Source organism: Halorubrum sp. Eb13 (assembly GCF_002252895.1).
Taxonomy (GTDB): domain Archaea; phylum Halobacteriota; class Halobacteria; order Halobacteriales; family Haloferacaceae; genus Halorubrum.
Window position 1 is genome coordinate 70,795 of the sequence record NZ_NHPE01000086.1, and the last position, 16,262, is coordinate 87,056.

The window sequence follows — 16,262 nt, forward strand, 5'->3', positions numbered from 1 at the left end:
TATTGAGATCGACTCTTTCCTATTAGGCATATGATTCCTATTAGGAAACAGTATGAAAACTCTGGTGGTGAACTGGCCAAATTACGAAACCGGCGACGCAGCCGCTGAGTCGACGAGCGAGTACTCCCGGTCCCGACTCGTCCCTTCTGCCTCAAGCAGATTGTACTGGGCCATCTTCGAAAGGTAGGTCCGGACGGTGCGCTTCGTCCGTGGATCGTCGACCGCCTCAGTATAGCGGTCGTGGATATCGCTGGGTCCGAGCGGGCCGTGGTCGCGAACAATATCGTAGACGACCCGCTGGTGTGGCGTGAGCGAGTCGAGACTCTTCTGTTTGATTTGGGCCCGAGCATCTTCAGCAGCGTCTAGGAGGATGTCGTTAGTGACCTCCTCGTGATTTTCGCGGTCAGCCGTGCTGGCTGCGCTGCGAAGCACCCCGATCGCGAGACGGGCATCACCAGCAGCGGCATCAGCGATCTGATAAAGCTGCTCGTCGGTGATGACGCCGTTTTCTAGGCCCCACTTCGTTCGAGCACTCAGAATGTCGTAGAGTTGCTCGTTGTGGTACTTGTCCATCCGGACGTGTTCGCTGGAGCGCAGCCGGCTCACAAGGCGATCGTCGACGCGGCTGAACAGCTCTTCTTCTTTGTTCGCGATACAGATTACCGCGAACTGCTCCATACTGTGGAGGTCGTAGATGAGGCTCGGGTCTTCGAGTTGGTCGACCTCGTCGAGGATGACGACGGTTCGAGGACCGTCGTACTGTTGGAGTCGCTCAATAAGCTTGTCGTGGGGTGTCGACTGGCGATGGATGTCTATCGTCGCGCCGATGTCGTCGAGGATCTGGTACAGCGTTCGGAAGCGGCTGTAGTTTCGCCAGCAGTTGACGTAGGTGGCCTCGACGTCGAGCACTTCCTCGCGGAGCCGTTCGGTAACGAACTTCGAGACACAGGTTTTACCCACACCGCTCGGGCCGGTGACGATGGCCGTGTCAGCCGGCTCGCCGTTCGCGATCGGTTCGAGAACGCTCGAGAGGTGGTTGACTTCGGCGTCGCGATGCTCGACTTCTCGAGGGACGAACCCGGCGCGGAGGACGCGAGCATCACGGATCATCGGTCGGTGGGTAGTTATTCTCAGCGTGAGTGATATAAGTGTGACCGGGGAGATTCCGGAAACGCTCTGATCGCAGTGGTATCTTCACCTCGATTGCTCCGCCGTCTCTCGATTCTGATTGTGGAACCACACTGTTTCCGGAAACGTCCAGGAACCAAGTCAACGGTGTGGAGCTCGCTCTATACTGGTCACAGTAGTTCGAGCCGGCTGGACCTCATGGAGAGCCCTGTCTGACGTGCTCATCGAGATCGCTAGGTCGCAGATACAGACAGACAACTTTAGCTCTGGTTGCCTGCGTCAAATACGGCGGCCAAGTCCTCGAGAAGCTTCTGTGGTGACCTCTCATCATCGCGAGACGGAAGTGGTGCTTCCCAGCAGTCGATCTGGAGTGTGTGTGCATTCGATACCGGCCCCGACTCAGATATCACATTAAAGATGCCGGTGCGATAGATAGCCAGTAGTCGCTGGTCATGAACACCGACATAATCGATACCTGTCCGGTCCAGAACTGTAGGAATATCGGCCGGCTCAGATAGCGAGATAGAGGCGCTTGGAGACGCCGAGTCACTCATACCATGGCCTCGTCCATCACACTGATAAAAACCAGCCTCAAGAAAGGTCCGGATACAGTATCTAGTCAATTCTCGTGGCCGGTCTGTCGTCTCCCAACGGATACAGATGTGGGTACCGGCTACCCACCAGTTGAGCGAGTATGGAATGATGTCCTGGAGCCAAAGCTAGTGAGCTCGGTGATACGCTGCTCTAACTCTTCGATCTCAGCTTGGAGCTCGGTTGTGTCTTCGTTGGCTCCAACCAACTGGTCTTTGAGCTCTTGGAGACGGCTTTCTTTCATCTCGTCGTCGACGTAGCCGTTCGAACGTACACGAGGAAGTCCGTAGAGGATGTCGTTGGAGTGGCCGATATTATCAAGATTCTCGCAGATGACACAGATCGTCGAGAGAAGGAAGACGTCTGGAGTTACTGGTTCGTGTGTAACAACCATCTCGACGATACTGTTGAGAGACATTAGTTAGGTCATACAGTGAATTAATTCTGTGAAGAAGAGTTTGTGAAGAGAATATATAATGTGAAACAAACGAAGTATCCACTGTGAGCGGACAACGGGAGATAATATCGGTAGCTCTCACACCCCATATTCGATATGAAATCGGAGATTGATGTAGTAGTAAGATGACTCTCACACACCGTCTTCGATATGAAATTGGTTCTTCCACAGCGAAAGTTGCTCTAAATCTAATTTGTACGGTCTAATACGGCAGTATTAGTGTTTTGCTCGAGCATTTCATCTCGAAGAACCTGCTGCCATTCCTCACGATGAAATCTCGTGGACGGGCTCGGACACAGTGTTTCTGTATTTCATTTCGATGACGGGGTGTGTGGATGGGGCCGATTTCCGGGCTAGATGGCTTCATATCGGCGGAGGGGTGCTCACTTCGAAGAATATCTACTGCGGACAGGACTCTGAGGTGGGATTTCATTTCGAAGAAGGGGTGTCTGTCTTGCTGTCTGAGATTTCATATCGATGGCGGGGTCTTCACTTCGAAGTTGGTGTGTGATGATATGAAAGAGGCAGGAAATTCATTTCGACGGAGGGGTGTTCATATCGACAACGCCCCCTTCATTTCGACAACGCCCCCTTCATTTCGACAAAGGTTATTAGCGGTTAGATCACAATGCCCGTTATGCAAGGCGACGAACCCGACTCGGGGCAGCCAGATACCGATTCTGGTGGGTCACAAGAGTCCGGATCATCTGTCGTGGATAGTATCCTCGATGGAGACGTACAGACTGTTTTTGAAAACAAGGACCTCGTTGACTCGAGTACGATTGTCGATCAGGATCGGATCTACGGCCGGGACGAGCAACTCGCTGCCGAAGCTCGGGCGTTTCGGGACACTCTCGATGGTGAGCGACCGCCGGATCTGCTTTTGTACGGTCCCAGTGGAACAGGCAAGACCTTGACGGTGAAAGCCGTCGCGAACAAAGTCAAAGAACGAGCTCAGGAGAGCGGTATTGAGTTCGACTTTGTGGCAGCCAATTTCAAAACGATGGAGTCCCACACGCTCGACCGCGCTGTGTGGAAGCTAGGCCACCAGACGGCACGGAAAGCGGGCGTGGTTTGGGATGTCCCTCGGTCGGGTGTCTCGACCGATATGAAATACACCCGGCTCTACGAGATCGTCGACGATCATTTTGACTCACTCGTGTTCATCTTGGACGAGATCGACGCGCTGACCGGCAGTACGGGCGCAGACGAACCGGCGTACTCCCGACTGCTGTATAGTTTAAGCCGAGTTATGTCGGAACAGCATGTTGATACGCAGCTGTCAACGGTGGTTGTCACTAACTACCCGAAGTTCCGCGAGAACCTCGACAGCCGGACTGACAGCTCCTACAACCCGAACGGGATTCATTTTTCGGATTACGATGCCAACGAGCTCATCGAAATTCTCGAACGACGTCGAGATGCGTTTAAAGACGACGCCCTCGAAGGCGGAGTGATCGAGATCGTGGCTGCGTACGGTGCTCAAAACGAAGGTGACGCGCGTCGCGCGATCGATCTGCTCCGGGATGCTGGAGAGATCGCGAACCGGGCGGGCGACCCGGTGGTGACGCAGGACCACGTCAGATCGGCAAACGACTCTGTGGTGAAAAGTCGGGTCCTTGAGATCGTTGGTGGGATGTCTGTACAAAAGAAGCTGTCTCTGTACGCTGCCGCCCTTGTCGCGAAAGAGAATGAGGGAGCGGCTCCGAGCCCCGTGGTGTACGACATCTACAAAATTCTCTGTGAGGGAAGCGACATGGAGATATACACACAAGAAACAGTCAACAGCCACATCAATAAGGCCGGGACCTACGGTGTCCTGGAAAGCGAACGGGTCAGTGGTGGATTCAAATCGGGTGTCCACTTGGTTTTCAAGTTCACCGAGCCCGTTGGGGCTGTTCTAGATACATTGAGCGAAGACGAACGACTCCAAGAGATTCCTACGAAAGAACTTGGGGAGGTCGTGAAGAGACGGTTGCGGGATTAGTAGTCCGGTCCGCACAGCCAGTTCGTACTCCTTATCAACCGGCTGTTTCAGATGCAGTGCGAAATAGTTCGAGGTCCTCCTCATAGAGATATGACTCACAAGCCCGAAATCTGGCACTACTGCCGATCCTCCAGCACGAGTTCAGTGATATACGCCGACTACCGACGCGGTTATCATTCCAAAATCGGCAGCTCCAACGGTCCATTTTCGATGCGAGTGTCGCGTCGAGTGCATCCAACCGCTCTTGATACACGGTTATCGTGTCTTTCGATTCGTTTTCTGAGGTTGCCATCGCGTGGATGATAGTTACGATTTTGCCGGCTAAAACGCTTCTAGCTCCTGATCGACCGTGTCAGATTCTTTGACTAGAACCTGTGTGATTCTCACTATCTCCACTATCAGAAGGGTCAATTAGTTCATCCCCGTCATCTGGATTCCATCAACGAGTGACCGATCGATGTCGTCGTACCCGATCGTCCGTCCGCCGTAATTATCAGCGAACGATTCAGCTTCGCTGGGTTCCGAGAACGGCATGAGATCTGGCCCCATTCCACCCATTACATCCGATTCGATGACGTATGTGAGGCCCGTCGCATCGGCGAATGTATCGGGTGCGGTCGGTGCTGGCATCTTCTTTCGCTCGGTGTCCTCAGGGATTTCCCAATCGACACGGGAATAGTCCGTGACGTAGACCGCAGTCGCCTCCGCACCGTCTGCTGCCAGACTAAAATGGTACGGGAAGAGGCCGTGTGCGAGCGTGTGAAACCAAGCAAGCTTCTCAGTACCTTCGGTGCCTTGTACGGGCCCCTGTCTGGGCTCTGGTTCTGTATCAGCGTAGAACACTTGCCCATTAGGACCCCCATGGTCTCCGATCACCATTCCACCTTGATAGTCCGTCTTTTGACCCGACAAATCCACCGGTTCAGGACTTGAGCCAGAGGATCCCCCAACGCAGCCAGCCGTTCCAATTACGACTCCCAAGCCGACTGTGTGAATAGCTTGTCGACGCGATACCAAATGCGATTCAGATTCAGATTCCATGGACATATTTCTTCGTATAGGATCAATACGGTTCTGGTACAGCTGTCGAACGCGGTTTGTCTTGGGAGAGAAACCACTCACAGAAGGCGTCTACTCCAGATCAACTAGCGCACAGAACAGTCTAGAGTGGACGATATCTGAGACCGATTAGTATGTACTGGGGCCGGGTTGCGGAGGACTCAGCCGAGCTAGTCGCTTGTGAGGCCTTCACCAAGCGAACCTAGGGCGTGGGCGTACACAGCGTATAGGATCATCGCAGCGATCAGGAAGTCGAGGCTGTGTCCGATAAAGTGGTGAACCGGCATCGGGACACCTCCCAGAACAGTCCCGGCGCCGACCAGCGACCGCAGGACTAGCACCCCAACTGCGGCGCTGATCAGCCGGTACTGGCCGGTCTGGCGGCGTCGATACGCGACGAGACTTACGAGAAACAGCGCACCGGTTCCGATCCCGGCGCACGCGATGACGGCCAGCAGCACGGGCGACCCTTGGACGGTGAGTGGCACGAGCGCCGAGAAGCCGGTCCGGGAGATGAGCGATACGATCACGACACTGGTCAGTATGCGTTCGACGTGATAAGAAGACACGGGGCGAAACGTTCCCGTGCGAGGAGAACGCCCCGACAGGTTTTATCTCTCAGCCGATCACGGGCGAATACTCACGATGGCGACGACCAGAGATCGGGTGCGACGACACGTCCGCGAGACGCCCGGCGTCCACTTCAACCAGGTGGAACGCGATCTGGACATCGCCACCGGACAGGCGCAGTATCACCTCCGACGACTGGTGAACGACGAGGAGTTGATCGTCGAGCGGATCGCTGGTCGAGCTCACTACTTCGATCCCACCTTCGACCCGTGGGAACGATGCGCGCTCGCGTTCCTTCGACGCGAGACCGCCCGCGAGATCGTACTGCGGCTCCATGCGGACGGTCCTCTTCGCCCGGAAACACTAACCACAGAGTTGGACCTCGCGCGGAGCACGGTCTCGTGGCACGTCTCGACCCTCAGCGACGCTGGGATCGTCACGAAGTCCGACGACCGCCCGATGACGATCACGCTGACCTGCCCGGACCGCACGGCTGAGTTGCTTGAGGTGGTGTCGCCCTCGCTGCCAGACCGGCTCGTCGACCGGTTCATTCGGACCGTCGACAGCCTCTTCGAATAAGAAGCCGACTAGCTGGACCCGCCTGAATCGGGCGCAAGTGGCGCGTTCGAAGGTCACACCAGATACCTCAAGACCGCGGGACCGATACGCGAACGTATGGACCGACGGAGTTTCTGTAAAACGGCCGGCGTCGCGGGAGTCACCGCCGGCACTGCCGGTTGTCTTGGTGTCCTTGGCAGTAGTGGCGCCGAAGGAACCGTTCTCGGACCGCCGGAGCAAGACCTCAGCGAGGCGTCATTCCCGAGCTACGGTGACAACATGCCCGAGTTCACCGTCCCCGACCCGATCCACGGCGAGGAGATATCGACGGCCCAGTTCGAGGGCGAGCGCGCGGTGCTGTGGACATCATTTTACACCAACTGTCCGGATGGGGTGTGTCCCGCACTCATTCTCCGGCTTCGTCGCGGACAGGAGGCCGCCGCTGAGGCGGGGTACGGCGACCAAGTCGCGTTTCTCCCCACCACGTTCGATCCCGAGCGTGATACCCCCGAGGCCCTCCGCGAGTACGCCGGGCAGCAGGGGGTTGACCTCGACGCGGGTAACTGGCACTTCCTCCGCCCAGAGACCTACGAGCGGGCCCAAGAGATACACGACGAGCACTTCGGTCTGAAGATCGAGAAGCAACCGGCGGATGACATCGAGAATTTAGCGTATCGCTTCCCGCACTACGGGCTCATCATCCTCGCCAATAAACAAGGGATCATCGAGCGGGCGTACTCACGGGGGCCGCGAACCGACATCGAACGGCTCGTCGACGACCTCGAACGAGTGGCCACCGCGTGACAGCTCGTGAGTTCCGGGAGGCCAGCTACCGTCGTTTTCCGCATCGTAGCCGACGAAGGGAGCCCGTCGCCTGTATCGAGCCAGCGAAATGTGGCCAGTACTCGGTCAGTGCCCCATCGCGCCCCCGAGGGGCTGGTAATGCGGGAACATCGGATGTGGGAGGTGAACACCGAGCGCCATTAGCCCGTGCGCGAGCAGCACGTACCCCAGCACGACGAACACCACACCGAGTAGCCGATGAACGCGTCGCCGGTGGGCAACGTCGATCGACTGGATAATCGTCCCATAGAGGAAGACGGCCGGAATCGTCCCAATGCCGAGGGCACCGAGAGCGATTCCCCCGGTGGTCGGGGAGCCGCTCGCGAAGGCGAACAGATACGCGGGATACAGCATCGGGCAGGGAAGAAACGCGTGGACGGCGCCGAGCCCGACAATACTCGGGCTGTTCACGTGTCGGTGAACCCTCGTTGCGAGCCACGACGTGACGCGCTGGACGCCCGGGATACGAATATCGCCTCCGCTTCCACCGATGACGTACCGAACGCCCGTCGCCACAATGAACCCCCCTACCGCGAGACCGACAGCACCTCGCAGGAGATCGGCGATCGGTGTCAGCTGATCAGCGGTGACGAACACGACGCTCCCGAGCGCGCCGAAGAGGGCACCGAGAACTGCGTACGTTGTCGCTCGTCCGACGTTGAACAGGAAGTGCTGGCGAACCTCGTAGGTCGTGAGATGACCGGCACGCCCGTCGTTGGCTGTCACCGTCCCGCCGTCTGGCTGCGGGTTCATTTGCTTCGAGTACATCGTCACTAACGGCCCACACATCCCGATACAGTGTGCGCCGCCGAGCACGCCGATGAGAACGAAGAGGACGACGTCAATCCGGAGGAGCGACTCGATCATAGTCGTTCTCGGTTGCGCACGGATTTGTGTCGTCTGGTGTGTCTCTCGAACAAGCCCGGACAGATACCGAGGACGTGCTACTGTGACATCCTCCTCGCCGTAAAAGTAGTTGCCGAATCAGCTTGTATCGCCCATCGATCTGGTGTGAACAACGGTCTTCATTTATATAAGTAATAAAGAGAGATATAAATGGAATGTGCCGAGTTTGATGATCAGTATCCTCAATATGCGGCGTGTTGAGAGGTTCGGCAACTACTGTAAACGCCGGGATTCTCTCCTCGTAGAAAGATAGGCTAACAAGAGGTCGCACTCGGCTGGAGACGTTCGCAAGCACCTGGAGTGTAGCTCTTGGCGGAACAATTCTTCACAGTAGGCGCCAATGCACAGACGATGACGGACGAAATCGACATCCCAACCGAGCCGCGGGCTGCGGCCGACGCACTGGCGGCCCATCTGACTGCGACCGCAGATCGCCCAGTCCCGCCAGCGACGAACCGATGGCTCGGAGAGGCTGAAGCCGTCGCCCGCGATGCGACCAGTGACGATCTTGACACGCAAACCAGACGGAAACGGGTTCGGCAAGTTGCTACACTGCTTGAGTCGGCTGACGAAACAGGCGATGTGGTCGCCGACCGCCACATCGAAGCAGCGGTTGAGTGCTGTCAAGTCATTCTCGCTAACGAGTGACGATGACCCTGTTTCTACGGAATAGCCCTCTCGTTACATATTAAATTCTACTAAGTAGAGAAACCGAATTAAATCACACAAAGTTATTCATTTTCGTTAAAGAAACCAATATAAGTTACTAAAGAGTGTTCCAGCGCACCACACTTATATTCGTAGTCTCTAAAGAATACTTTGATGAGTTCAAAACAAGACGATCTCAAAGAGACAGACACCGAGGCTCGTTTCGAGTTCAAGAAGGAGGAGAACTCCGCCTTCAAAAGCGAAAAGGGCCTCACCGAGGAGACGGTCCGCGTCATCTCGGAGGACAAGGACGAGCCGGAGTGGATGTTGGAGCGCCGCCTGCGCGCACTCGAACAGTTCCAGGAGATGCCGATGCCGACCGACTGGCCCGGCCAGCCGGACCTGAGCGAGGTCGACGTCGACGAGATCATCCCGTACATCCGGCCGGACGTCGACGTCCGCGCCGGCGTGGACGACTGGACCGAGCTCCCGGACGAAATCAAAGACACCTTCGACAAGCTGGGCATCCCGGAGGCCGAGAAGAACGCGCTCTCCGGCGTCGGCGCCCAGTACGAGTCGGAGGTCGTCTACCAGAACATGCAGGAGCGGTGGGAGGAGAAGGGCGTCATCTTCTGTAACATGGACGAGGCCGTCCAAGAGCACGAAGAGCTCGTCCGCGAGCACTTCATGACGAAGTGCGTCCCCCCGAGCGACAACAAGTTCGCGGCGCTCCACGGCGCCATCTGGTCGGGCGGCTCGTTCGTCTACGTCCCCGAAAACACCACCGTCGACATGCCGGTGCAGGCGTACTTCCGGATGAACTCCGAGGGGATGGGCCAGTTCGAGCACACGCTCATCATCGCCGAAGAGAGCTCGGAAGTCCACTACATCGAGGGCTGTTCCGCGCCGAAGTACTCGAAGTTCAATCTCCACTGCGGCGGCGTGGAAGTGTTCGTCGACGAGGACGCCCACGTCCAGTACTCGACCGTCCAGAACTGGTCGAAGAACACGTACAACCTGAACACGAAGCGCGCCATCGCCGAGAAGGGCGGGCGCATGGAGTGGATTTCGGGCTCGATGGGGTCGAAGGCGACGATGCTGTACCCCTCGACGATCCTGAAGGGCCGCGGCGCCTCCGACAACCACATCACCATCGCCTTCGCGGGCGAGGGTCAGGACATCGACACCGGCGCGAAGGTGTACCACAACGCGCCGGACACGAAGTCCACCGTCGAGTCGAAGTCGATCGCGAAAGATGGCGGCCGCACGAACTACCGCGGCCTCGTCCACATCGCCGACGGCGCCGAGAACTCCTCTACCGCCGTCGAGTGCGACGCGCTGATGTTCGACAACGAGTCGACGTCAGACACGATGCCGTACATGGAGATCAACGAGTCGAAGGTCGACGTCGCCCACGAGGCGACCGTCGGGAAGATCGGCGACGAGGACATCTTCTACCTGCAGTCGCGCGGTCTCGACGACGACGACGCGAAACAGATGATCGTCTCGGGCTTCATCGAGCCCATCACGGAAGAGCTGCCGATCGAGTACGCCGTCGAGCTCAACCGGCTCGTCGAACTCGAAATGGAGGGCTCGCTGGGGTAATCCGATGCCTGAGTGCGCCCACTGCGGAGCACACGTCTCACAACAATTTGTGACCGTGTTCGGGTTAGACGGTGGTGACGTAGTTGCCTGTCCAGCGTGTTCCGGTCGGGCACACATCGCAGAGACGATCGTGGACCGATACTAGTCACAGACCATGGAACACTGCTTTGCGTGTGAGACCGACTACGGGTACCTCGGAACGGCCCCGCACGAAGGGTCCTGTCCAGCCTGTGGCTCGACTGCTGTCACTCCCGCAGGCGATCTCAGCGTCGTCGACACGACAACATGGGAGAGCGCGAACGGGCTCTCAACGGTCCACGTGACAGCGACTGACAACCTATCACGCCAGTTTGAATTTGTTATTGCGGCGCGGCGGGGACAAGGGAAACTCGTCTGTCTAGCGATCGATGAGGTAACCGTGCCCACTGAGACAGTGTGGTCAGTTCCATCTGCCGTTGCTACGAGAGTTACCGCGCATGGTATCAGGATCAGCGACTCAGCGCCGGCTCAGAGCTCACAATGAACAGTACTGGCCAGACACACAGTAGAACGCGTCTGTCCTGTCCCAGTCACGAGAGGTGATTTCCTCGTGATACAGACACGAGCGCATACCCCCGTCTTTAGGCGGGGGTCAAGCGGGCAATAGCCTACACATCCACCGACGACGCCACGTCTGGATTTCCCACGGTTCATCAGGAGTATTAACATGACGACGGAGCATAATGTACAGCACGGATGAAGACCACACGGCACGCGAGCTACGACCTCAACTAGCACATAGTGTGGTTGCCGAAGTACCGTCAGTCGGTACTCGTCAACGTGGTAAGTCATCGTCCGGGAGTTCAGTCAACAGTGACTCGACGTCCCTCTGCACCGCCACGAGGCGGTCGGTAAGCGAGCGGTACTCCTCGCTGGTCTCGAGTTCGGCCGGGCTTTTCACTGCTTCGAGCGTGTCCTGTCGCTCGATCTGCGAGAACAACTCCTGGAGCTTCTCGTCGTACTCGGCGCGGGCCAGCATCCGGTCGACCGTCTCGTGCAGCGCTGTGGCATCGACCGGTTTCTCGAGGTAGGCGTCGAATCCCATCTGGACGACGTCGAGGTCGGGGGTGACAGCCGAAACCATCGCGACCCGAGGGTTGACATCGGCATCCCGGATCGCCTCGAGAACTTCGCCCCCCGCGAGCCCGGGCATCATCCGATCTAGCAACACCACGTCCACGGTCTCGTCCAGCTGTTCGAGGGCTTCGGTCCCATCGTAGGCAGTCTCGACGTCGTAGCACCCCTCGAGCCACTCGGTATACAGGTCGGCCACGCTCCGGTCGTCCTCGACGACGAGGACGACTGCCCGGTTCGACTGCCCAGGTGTCATCTCGGCGTCTCGACAGACAGTTCGCTACCCACTGTTCGGCTGGCCGGCACCCGTAAACACACCTCCGTTCCGTCATCTGTCGTCTCGACCGACGCGTCACCGCCGGCCCCAGTCACGATCATCCGAACCATCCACAGACCGAGCCCCTGCCCGTGATTGAGCGGCGTCTCTTCGCCAGTCTCGATGCGCGTCAGAAAACCATAGGGGAGGTCAAAGTAGTCCCTGCTGGCTTCCAGAAGTTCCGAGAGTTTCTCCTCGAAGGTCAGTTCCGAGTCGGTCGTCGTCTCGTAAATCTCTCCGAGGAGGTCTTTCCTCGCTTCGAACTGTCTCTCGCGCTCCTTGCGTTCCGTGACGTCCTGCTGTATACCGATGTAGTTCTGTAGGACGTCGTCCTCGTCTCTCACCGGCGTGATCGAAATGCGATTCCAGTAGGCCGTTCCATCGCGCCGCTCGTTCCGGAGTTCGAGTGACGTCGGCTCCTCGGCGTCAATCGCCGCACGGAGTTGCGCCACCTGTTCGGAGTCGGTGTCTTCTCCCTGGAGGAATCGCGGATTGCGCCCGATCGCTTCCTCGCGAGTGTAGCCAGTCATCCGCTCGAACCCGTCGTTGACGTAGACCAGCGGATTATCCGCCTTCGTGGGATCGGTGATCTGGATCCCGACGTTGGCTTCGTCCATCGCCCGTTCTTTGAGTTCGAGTTCGCGCTCGCGGGCCTTCCGTGCTGAGATGTCCCTGATCACACAGATAATCACGACCACTTTTGAAGTACCCCGCCGCCGTCGGTGAAGCAGGAATGCTGCAATCGCCTCAGGACGGCGCTTCCACCAAGGGTAGAGCCACCAAGACCGGGCTCCGAGTTTGCTCTGGCTACCCTTAGCTGAGGTCGAGGCGATGGCGAAGAATAGAATTCGGTATAAGACTAATGACCTCAATCTATATTAAGACAAAGCCCGAACGGTGTTGTATGACCGAAGACGAATCGAACTCCGAGGGCCTGATTGAACGCCAGACCACGGGTGAGGACCGCGTGAGGATGACCGCCCGGCAACTGTCGGAGCCGCGGACAGTCAACTGGATCGCTTCCGAAGCGAGCTGGTCACACGAGCCGACCAAACGCGTCCTCGAACGGCTCGTCGACGATGGTATCCTCCACCGTGACGAAAGCGGTACTCACACGACGTACTACCCCGATTACCGGCGTCAGACGATGCAGGAGGCGATGCGCCTCCGGGACAGTGGACACACTGTCGAGGAGCTCACGGACCGTCTCGCCGACATGAAGGCGCAGATCCGCGACTTGGAGGACGAATTCGGCGTCGAGTCGCCGAACCAGCTTCGCGGCACGCTCGCTGAGGAGTCCCTCGATGCCGACGAAGAGGACCGTCGCCGTGAGATCGCCCGCGAGTGGGAGCATCTTCAACGGCGTATCCAGATCGTCGGCTTCGCCATCCGCGAATGGGACTTCCTCGCGCCGACGACAGAGCCCGCTGAGGCCAGCAGCTAACGAATGTCGGTTCCACATCCAGGTGGTGATCCGAACGCGAACCTCTACGCCCAGCTGAAGCGAGACGTCCTCGACCGTGTTCCACAGGTCACGGCCGTCGAGTACGTTCCTGACGATATCGAGGCAAAGCAGCTGCGGGCGATCTTCGATCCGGCCCGCCTGGATCCCCCGACAGGCCCCGATTCGCCGGAACTGACCGTCAAGTGGTATCGACAGGACCCACACGATTGGTTCCGTATCAATTACACCGACCCGAACACGAGCTTTCACGCCGACTGGCACCAGGACGAAGACCATCCCGATCTGGGACGGACGCACTTCCAGTACTCAGTCGCCGATACGGAGGACCGCTGGGGGATCACATTCGAACACGAGACTCCCTCTCTGATTCTCTGGGAAATGGTCGAAGAGCTCCTTGAGGACATTCGTCCGACCTACCAGTACGCTAACGAGGAACCATGACACCCCGAGAACGCGCTGATCAGTCACTCACGGGTTCCTTCGAGCGCTACCTCCAAGACAAGGGGAAAGGCCGCGGCGGCGACGGTGGGAACTATCGACGTAACGCTGCACGCGAGCTCGACCGGTTCGCCGAGTGGGCCGCCGGCGACCGCGGCGCCGACGACTGGACCGGGATCGTCCCCGACGACGTCGACCGCGAGCCGACCTTCGACGATCTCGACGAACGCGTCTTCCGGGAGTACGCCCGACATCTCGGCGGAGATCGGGGACTCAAGCAGAACACGATACAAACCTATTACCGCTATATCTCTGCGTGGTGTCACGAGCGGTGAGTGTGCTTTCCGTGACGCTCCAGTGGTTGGAGTCGAGATACTGTCGTTGGTAGCCATCCCCGGCTACAGGAAGCGCAAGTTCACATCGGACGCGACTCTCCGTCGTGGAGAGTGACACTGTATCGTCAGCGAACAGCGTCATCGTTCGAGTGTTGTACGTTACCGTGGGTGCGGTAAACGTGGGCTTGCTGACCTGCTTGCCGTTCGAGCGGCGTTCGAGGCAGCCGGAGATGGCTTGTGCGGCTTGGTGGGTGGCGAGGATCGCGTGCTGACTCCGAGGTCGGTGTGTTCGCGCACGTCGTCGTAGGCGAGGGGTTGTACGTCGCTCTTGGCGCTACATTTCCCCCACGCCATGTCCGTGGCGAGTTGGCACCCACGCTTCCACTCGGAGATGGTTTCCTCAAGCAACTCGCGTTGCTCGCCATCTACCGAGAGGTGAGTGATTGCCGTCCGACGCACGTAGTCGTCTGCCACGTATTCAATGTGAACAAGTGGCTATTTATATGCTATTGTTTGTGACAGATACGAACGCGCTCCTCCCCTCCCTACTCCGCTCCCTTCGGTCGCTCCTTGAGGAAGGGAACTCCGCGCTACCGCTTCAGTTGAACGGATCATCTCCGTAGACGACGTCGCCGCGTTCGAAAATCGGTCTCTCTTCGTCGGTCACTGTTCGTCCTCGACGCTCGGATGCGGTTCCTCGGGTGCGTGTTCGCGCCGAGACTCCTTGTCCTCAGTACCGAGTTGCTGGTTGAACAGGGCGGTCGCTCGTTCGTACCCGCTGTAGCCGTCGAGTCGCTCTGTGTCGTCGGTTATCGCCCAATACGTCGCTTTATGTTCGACGAGATCGCGGTCCTTCAGTCTCGAGAGCGCAGTGCTGACCGCGCCCTCATCGAGACCGATCTGAGAGGCGATTTCGCGGGCCTTAAACGCGCGATCATCGTTGGCGGCGAGAAATCCGAGGACCTGATCCGGGACGGAAAGTTCCTCGAGTTCGTCCTCGCTCGCCTTCTCGAAGGTATCTCGGTCGATGGACATCGTTGAGCAGAAATACGGTGTCAACCGTAATGAGTGTTAGGTGTGAAAGCCCCGAAAATTCTAAATGCCGGGATTCCCTGCTTGTAGAAAGACGGCTCGAGGAAGTTCCCATGTCCGCCCGTCGATGAGGTGTAGACATCAACCACAAAGAATTTGTTTTGAGGATTGTATTTTTGCCCGAACATGTATTGTTCCCGCCGCCGCGCCCTCCAACTGCTCGGCGCTTCCGCAGTTACGACCTCAACTGCCGGTTGTTTGAATTCAGGTAGTCTCGATGAGTACGCGCTTATTGCAGACGAACTGGACCTTTCGTCGGTCGGTCGGCCGTATCTAAAGCCCGACCTGACGGAGATCGAAGCTGTGACGCGAGTCGATTTTTCTGCCGAAATGAAAGCGCAGTACGTTTCGGAACTGTTTGATCAGGGCAGTGTTACTATCAAACAGTGGCCACTCGTAGGACGGGACGAGTGGGGAAGAGAGGCGAAGCCGTACCCGACATTCTGCCAGCGAAACAATAGCTTCTATCACGTCCGGATTGCTGACGAACGGCGGCTTGAGCGTGAACGATGGCATTTTGCAGTCGAGCGGACCGATGAAACGCCACCTGACGACGCGACAATTGAAACTCGTCCGTTCGATCTGTCAACACAAGACGAACGAGTGCTTGACGCAGCACTTGACGCGGTCTATGCTGGAAACGATGGATTCCTCGGTGATCCTGAATTCGACGAGTTGCAAACCGTGGAGTTCCATCACGGCCTCGATCCCGACGCTAGTGATCTTATCCCGTCGGCTCCGTTTGATTTTGTCGAGGTTAATGAAGCGTACTTCCGGCCAGTTACGGAGCAACGAAGGGTTCAGGTTCCAAAGTGGACGTATACCGTCACCGAGATCACACAGTCACGCAGCGAATTCGACGAGTACGCGAGAACCGAAATCGTCGAACACGACCTGAGGTCCAGCGGTCTCTCCGAGTCCGCACGGAGTGTAATTGACGACGCGATCAGCGAAGACCCGCGACGGTACGAGGAGGGAGCACCGCCCTCAGACGGTCTCTCCGAAGTCTTAGAGGCACTCAATATCGCCAGCGATCTTGAACCAATAGATAGCTACGAGGATCGAGTTGATTTTCGAAACGTCGTCGCCGAGTACCAAGACACAATCTATCGGTTTGACCTGATCGTGACGCCGTGACGCAGCGCGCACCC

17 protein-coding genes and 4 pseudogenes are annotated in these 16,262 nt (G+C 57.8%); 10 read left to right on the forward strand and 11 right to left on the reverse strand.

Annotated elements, in window-relative coordinates:
- Positions 1-81: 81 nt before the first annotated feature.
- The 3 genes from DJ75_RS10115 to DJ75_RS10120 all read right to left on the reverse strand — a co-directional run bounded on the left by DJ75_RS10115 (position 82) and on the right by DJ75_RS10120 (position 2,137).
- On the reverse strand, positions 82-1,110 hold the full coding sequence (locus DJ75_RS10115) for a Cdc6/Cdc18 family protein (protein WP_094524358.1): 1,029 nt from the start codon (positions 1,108-1,110) through the stop codon (positions 82-84).
- Between the two features lie 278 nt (positions 1,111-1,388).
- Complete coding sequence (locus tag DJ75_RS18225; RefSeq protein WP_141212009.1) at positions 1,389-1,682, reverse strand: hypothetical protein; 294 nt, start codon at positions 1,680-1,682, stop codon at positions 1,389-1,391.
- Between the two features lie 119 nt (positions 1,683-1,801).
- Complete coding sequence (locus DJ75_RS10120; RefSeq protein WP_094524359.1) at positions 1,802-2,137, reverse strand: hypothetical protein; 336 nt, start codon at positions 2,135-2,137, stop codon at positions 1,802-1,804.
- Positions 2,138-2,888: 751 nt separating this feature from the next.
- Here DJ75_RS10120 and DJ75_RS10125 point away from each other — a divergent pair.
- Positions 2,889-4,163: a Cdc6/Cdc18 family protein gene (locus tag DJ75_RS10125; protein WP_094524510.1), complete on the forward strand. Its 1,275-nt coding sequence runs from the start codon at positions 2,889-2,891 to the stop codon at positions 4,161-4,163.
- Positions 4,164-4,574: 411 nt separating this feature from the next.
- On the opposite strand, the gene DJ75_RS10135 is transcribed toward DJ75_RS10125, so the two are convergent.
- The gene (locus tag DJ75_RS10135; protein WP_254921946.1) at positions 4,575-5,204 is read right to left on the reverse strand and encodes a nitrous oxide reductase accessory protein NosL; all 630 of its coding nucleotides are present in this window, start codon (positions 5,202-5,204) and stop codon (positions 4,575-4,577) included.
- A 188-nt stretch (positions 5,205-5,392) separates the two neighbouring features.
- Entirely contained in the window at positions 5,393-5,752 is a 360-nt protein-coding gene (locus tag DJ75_RS10140; protein WP_212589833.1) for a hypothetical protein, read from the reverse strand.
- Between the two features lie 115 nt (positions 5,753-5,867).
- Between DJ75_RS10140 and DJ75_RS10145 the strand changes: the two genes are divergently transcribed.
- Both DJ75_RS10145 and DJ75_RS10150 read left to right on the forward strand, forming a co-directional pair.
- Positions 5,868-6,371 carry a helix-turn-helix domain-containing protein gene (locus DJ75_RS10145; RefSeq protein WP_094524361.1) on the forward strand — a complete coding sequence of 168 codons (504 nt, stop codon included), beginning with the start codon at positions 5,868-5,870 and terminating at the stop codon, positions 6,369-6,371.
- A 96-nt stretch (positions 6,372-6,467) separates the two neighbouring features.
- Entirely contained in the window at positions 6,468-7,154 is a 687-nt protein-coding gene (locus tag DJ75_RS10150; protein WP_094524362.1) for an SCO family protein, read from the forward strand.
- A 105-nt stretch (positions 7,155-7,259) separates the two neighbouring features.
- Here DJ75_RS10150 and DJ75_RS10155 read toward each other — a convergent pair whose 3' ends face one another.
- Positions 7,260-8,060: a sulfite exporter TauE/SafE family protein gene (locus tag DJ75_RS10155; RefSeq protein ID WP_094524363.1), complete on the reverse strand. Its 801-nt coding sequence runs from the start codon at positions 8,058-8,060 to the stop codon at positions 7,260-7,262.
- 390 nt (positions 8,061-8,450) lie between these two features.
- Here DJ75_RS10155 and DJ75_RS10160 point away from each other — a divergent pair, with 390 nt between their 5' ends.
- The 3 genes and pseudogenes from DJ75_RS10160 to DJ75_RS18230 all read left to right on the forward strand — a co-directional run.
- The gene (locus DJ75_RS10160; protein ID WP_094524364.1) at positions 8,451-8,747 is read left to right on the forward strand and encodes a hypothetical protein; all 297 of its coding nucleotides are present in this window, start codon (positions 8,451-8,453) and stop codon (positions 8,745-8,747) included.
- Between the two features lie 174 nt (positions 8,748-8,921).
- Positions 8,922-10,352 (forward strand): Fe-S cluster assembly protein SufB, encoded by a 1,431-nt coding sequence (gene sufB, locus DJ75_RS10165; protein WP_094524365.1) that lies wholly within the window; start codon positions 8,922-8,924, stop codon positions 10,350-10,352.
- 735 nt (positions 10,353-11,087) lie between these two features.
- A pseudogene (locus tag DJ75_RS18230) lies at positions 11,088-11,186 on the forward strand (IS200/IS605 family transposase); the annotation flags it as partial.
- Here the strand turns inward: DJ75_RS18230 and DJ75_RS10175 are convergent.
- Entirely contained in the window at positions 11,167-11,721 is a 555-nt protein-coding gene (locus tag DJ75_RS10175) for a response regulator (RefSeq protein ID WP_094524366.1), read from the reverse strand. The pseudogene DJ75_RS18230 and the gene DJ75_RS10175 overlap by 20 nt on opposite strands.
- Positions 11,718-12,461: an ATP-binding protein gene (locus DJ75_RS10180; RefSeq protein ID WP_198948032.1), complete on the reverse strand. Its 744-nt coding sequence runs from the start codon at positions 12,459-12,461 to the stop codon at positions 11,718-11,720. Before DJ75_RS10180 ends, DJ75_RS10175 begins: the two co-directional genes overlap by 4 nt.
- Positions 12,462-12,643: 182 nt before the next feature.
- Here DJ75_RS10180 and DJ75_RS10185 point away from each other — a divergent pair, with 182 nt between their 5' ends.
- From DJ75_RS10185 to DJ75_RS10195, 3 genes and pseudogenes are all read left to right on the forward strand, one after another.
- The gene (locus tag DJ75_RS10185) at positions 12,644-13,225 is read left to right on the forward strand and encodes a hypothetical protein (RefSeq protein WP_094524367.1); all 582 of its coding nucleotides are present in this window, start codon (positions 12,644-12,646) and stop codon (positions 13,223-13,225) included.
- Between the two features lie 3 nt (positions 13,226-13,228).
- The gene (locus DJ75_RS10190; RefSeq protein WP_094524368.1) at positions 13,229-13,687 is read left to right on the forward strand and encodes a hypothetical protein; all 459 of its coding nucleotides are present in this window, start codon (positions 13,229-13,231) and stop codon (positions 13,685-13,687) included.
- A pseudogene (locus tag DJ75_RS10195) lies at positions 13,684-14,007 on the forward strand (site-specific integrase); the annotation flags it as partial. The gene DJ75_RS10190 and the pseudogene DJ75_RS10195, both read left to right, overlap by 4 nt.
- Here the strand turns inward: DJ75_RS10195 and DJ75_RS19105 are convergent.
- The 3 genes and pseudogenes from DJ75_RS19105 to DJ75_RS10205 all read right to left on the reverse strand — a co-directional run.
- Positions 14,006-14,493, reverse strand: a pseudogene (locus DJ75_RS19105) (RNA-guided endonuclease TnpB family protein); the annotation flags it as partial. The pseudogenes DJ75_RS10195 and DJ75_RS19105 sit on opposite strands and share 2 nt — an antisense overlap.
- Positions 14,494-14,623: 130 nt before the next feature.
- A pseudogene (locus DJ75_RS19385) lies at positions 14,624-14,686 on the reverse strand (type II toxin-antitoxin system PemK/MazF family toxin); the annotation flags it as partial.
- Positions 14,683-15,054, reverse strand: a complete 372-nt coding sequence (locus tag DJ75_RS10205) for a helix-turn-helix domain-containing protein (protein ID WP_094524369.1) — start codon at positions 15,052-15,054, stop codon at positions 14,683-14,685. The pseudogene DJ75_RS19385 and the gene DJ75_RS10205, both read right to left, overlap by 4 nt.
- A gap of 183 nt (positions 15,055-15,237) precedes the next feature.
- Between DJ75_RS10205 and DJ75_RS10210 the strand changes: the two genes are divergently transcribed.
- Positions 15,238-16,248 (forward strand): hypothetical protein, encoded by a 1,011-nt coding sequence (locus tag DJ75_RS10210; RefSeq protein WP_094524370.1) that lies wholly within the window; start codon positions 15,238-15,240, stop codon positions 16,246-16,248.
- Positions 16,249-16,262 lie beyond the last annotated feature (14 nt).

Excerpts from the sequence above, each read along its gene's own strand:
- DJ75_RS10115 (WP_094524358.1), bottom strand. The coding sequence starts at position 1,110 with ATGATCCGTGATGCTCGCGTCCTCCGCGCCGGGTTCGTCCCTCGAGAA.
- DJ75_RS18225 (WP_141212009.1), bottom strand. The coding sequence starts at position 1,682 with ATGAGTGACTCGGCGTCTCCAAGCGCCTCTATCTCGCTATCTGAGCCG.
- DJ75_RS10120 (WP_094524359.1), bottom strand. The coding sequence starts at position 2,137 with ATGTCTCTCAACAGTATCGTCGAGATGGTTGTTACACACGAACCAGTA.
- DJ75_RS10135 (WP_254921946.1), bottom strand. The coding sequence starts at position 5,204 with ATGGAATCTGAATCTGAATCGCATTTGGTATCGCGTCGACAAGCTATT.
- DJ75_RS10145 (WP_094524361.1), top strand. The coding sequence starts at position 5,868 with ATGGCGACGACCAGAGATCGGGTGCGACGACACGTCCGCGAGACGCCC.
- DJ75_RS10150 (WP_094524362.1), top strand. The coding sequence starts at position 6,468 with ATGGACCGACGGAGTTTCTGTAAAACGGCCGGCGTCGCGGGAGTCACC.
- DJ75_RS10155 (WP_094524363.1), bottom strand. The coding sequence starts at position 8,060 with ATGATCGAGTCGCTCCTCCGGATTGACGTCGTCCTCTTCGTTCTCATC.
- DJ75_RS10160 (WP_094524364.1), top strand. The coding sequence starts at position 8,451 with ATGACGGACGAAATCGACATCCCAACCGAGCCGCGGGCTGCGGCCGAC.
- sufB (WP_094524365.1), top strand. The coding sequence starts at position 8,922 with ATGAGTTCAAAACAAGACGATCTCAAAGAGACAGACACCGAGGCTCGT.
- DJ75_RS10175 (WP_094524366.1), bottom strand. The coding sequence starts at position 11,721 with ATGACACCTGGGCAGTCGAACCGGGCAGTCGTCCTCGTCGTCGAGGAC.
- DJ75_RS10185 (WP_094524367.1), top strand. The coding sequence starts at position 12,644 with ATGACCTCAATCTATATTAAGACAAAGCCCGAACGGTGTTGTATGACC.
- DJ75_RS10190 (WP_094524368.1), top strand. The coding sequence starts at position 13,229 with ATGTCGGTTCCACATCCAGGTGGTGATCCGAACGCGAACCTCTACGCC.
- DJ75_RS10205 (WP_094524369.1), bottom strand. The coding sequence starts at position 15,054 with ATGTCCATCGACCGAGATACCTTCGAGAAGGCGAGCGAGGACGAACTC.
- DJ75_RS10210 (WP_094524370.1), top strand. The coding sequence starts at position 15,238 with ATGTATTGTTCCCGCCGCCGCGCCCTCCAACTGCTCGGCGCTTCCGCA.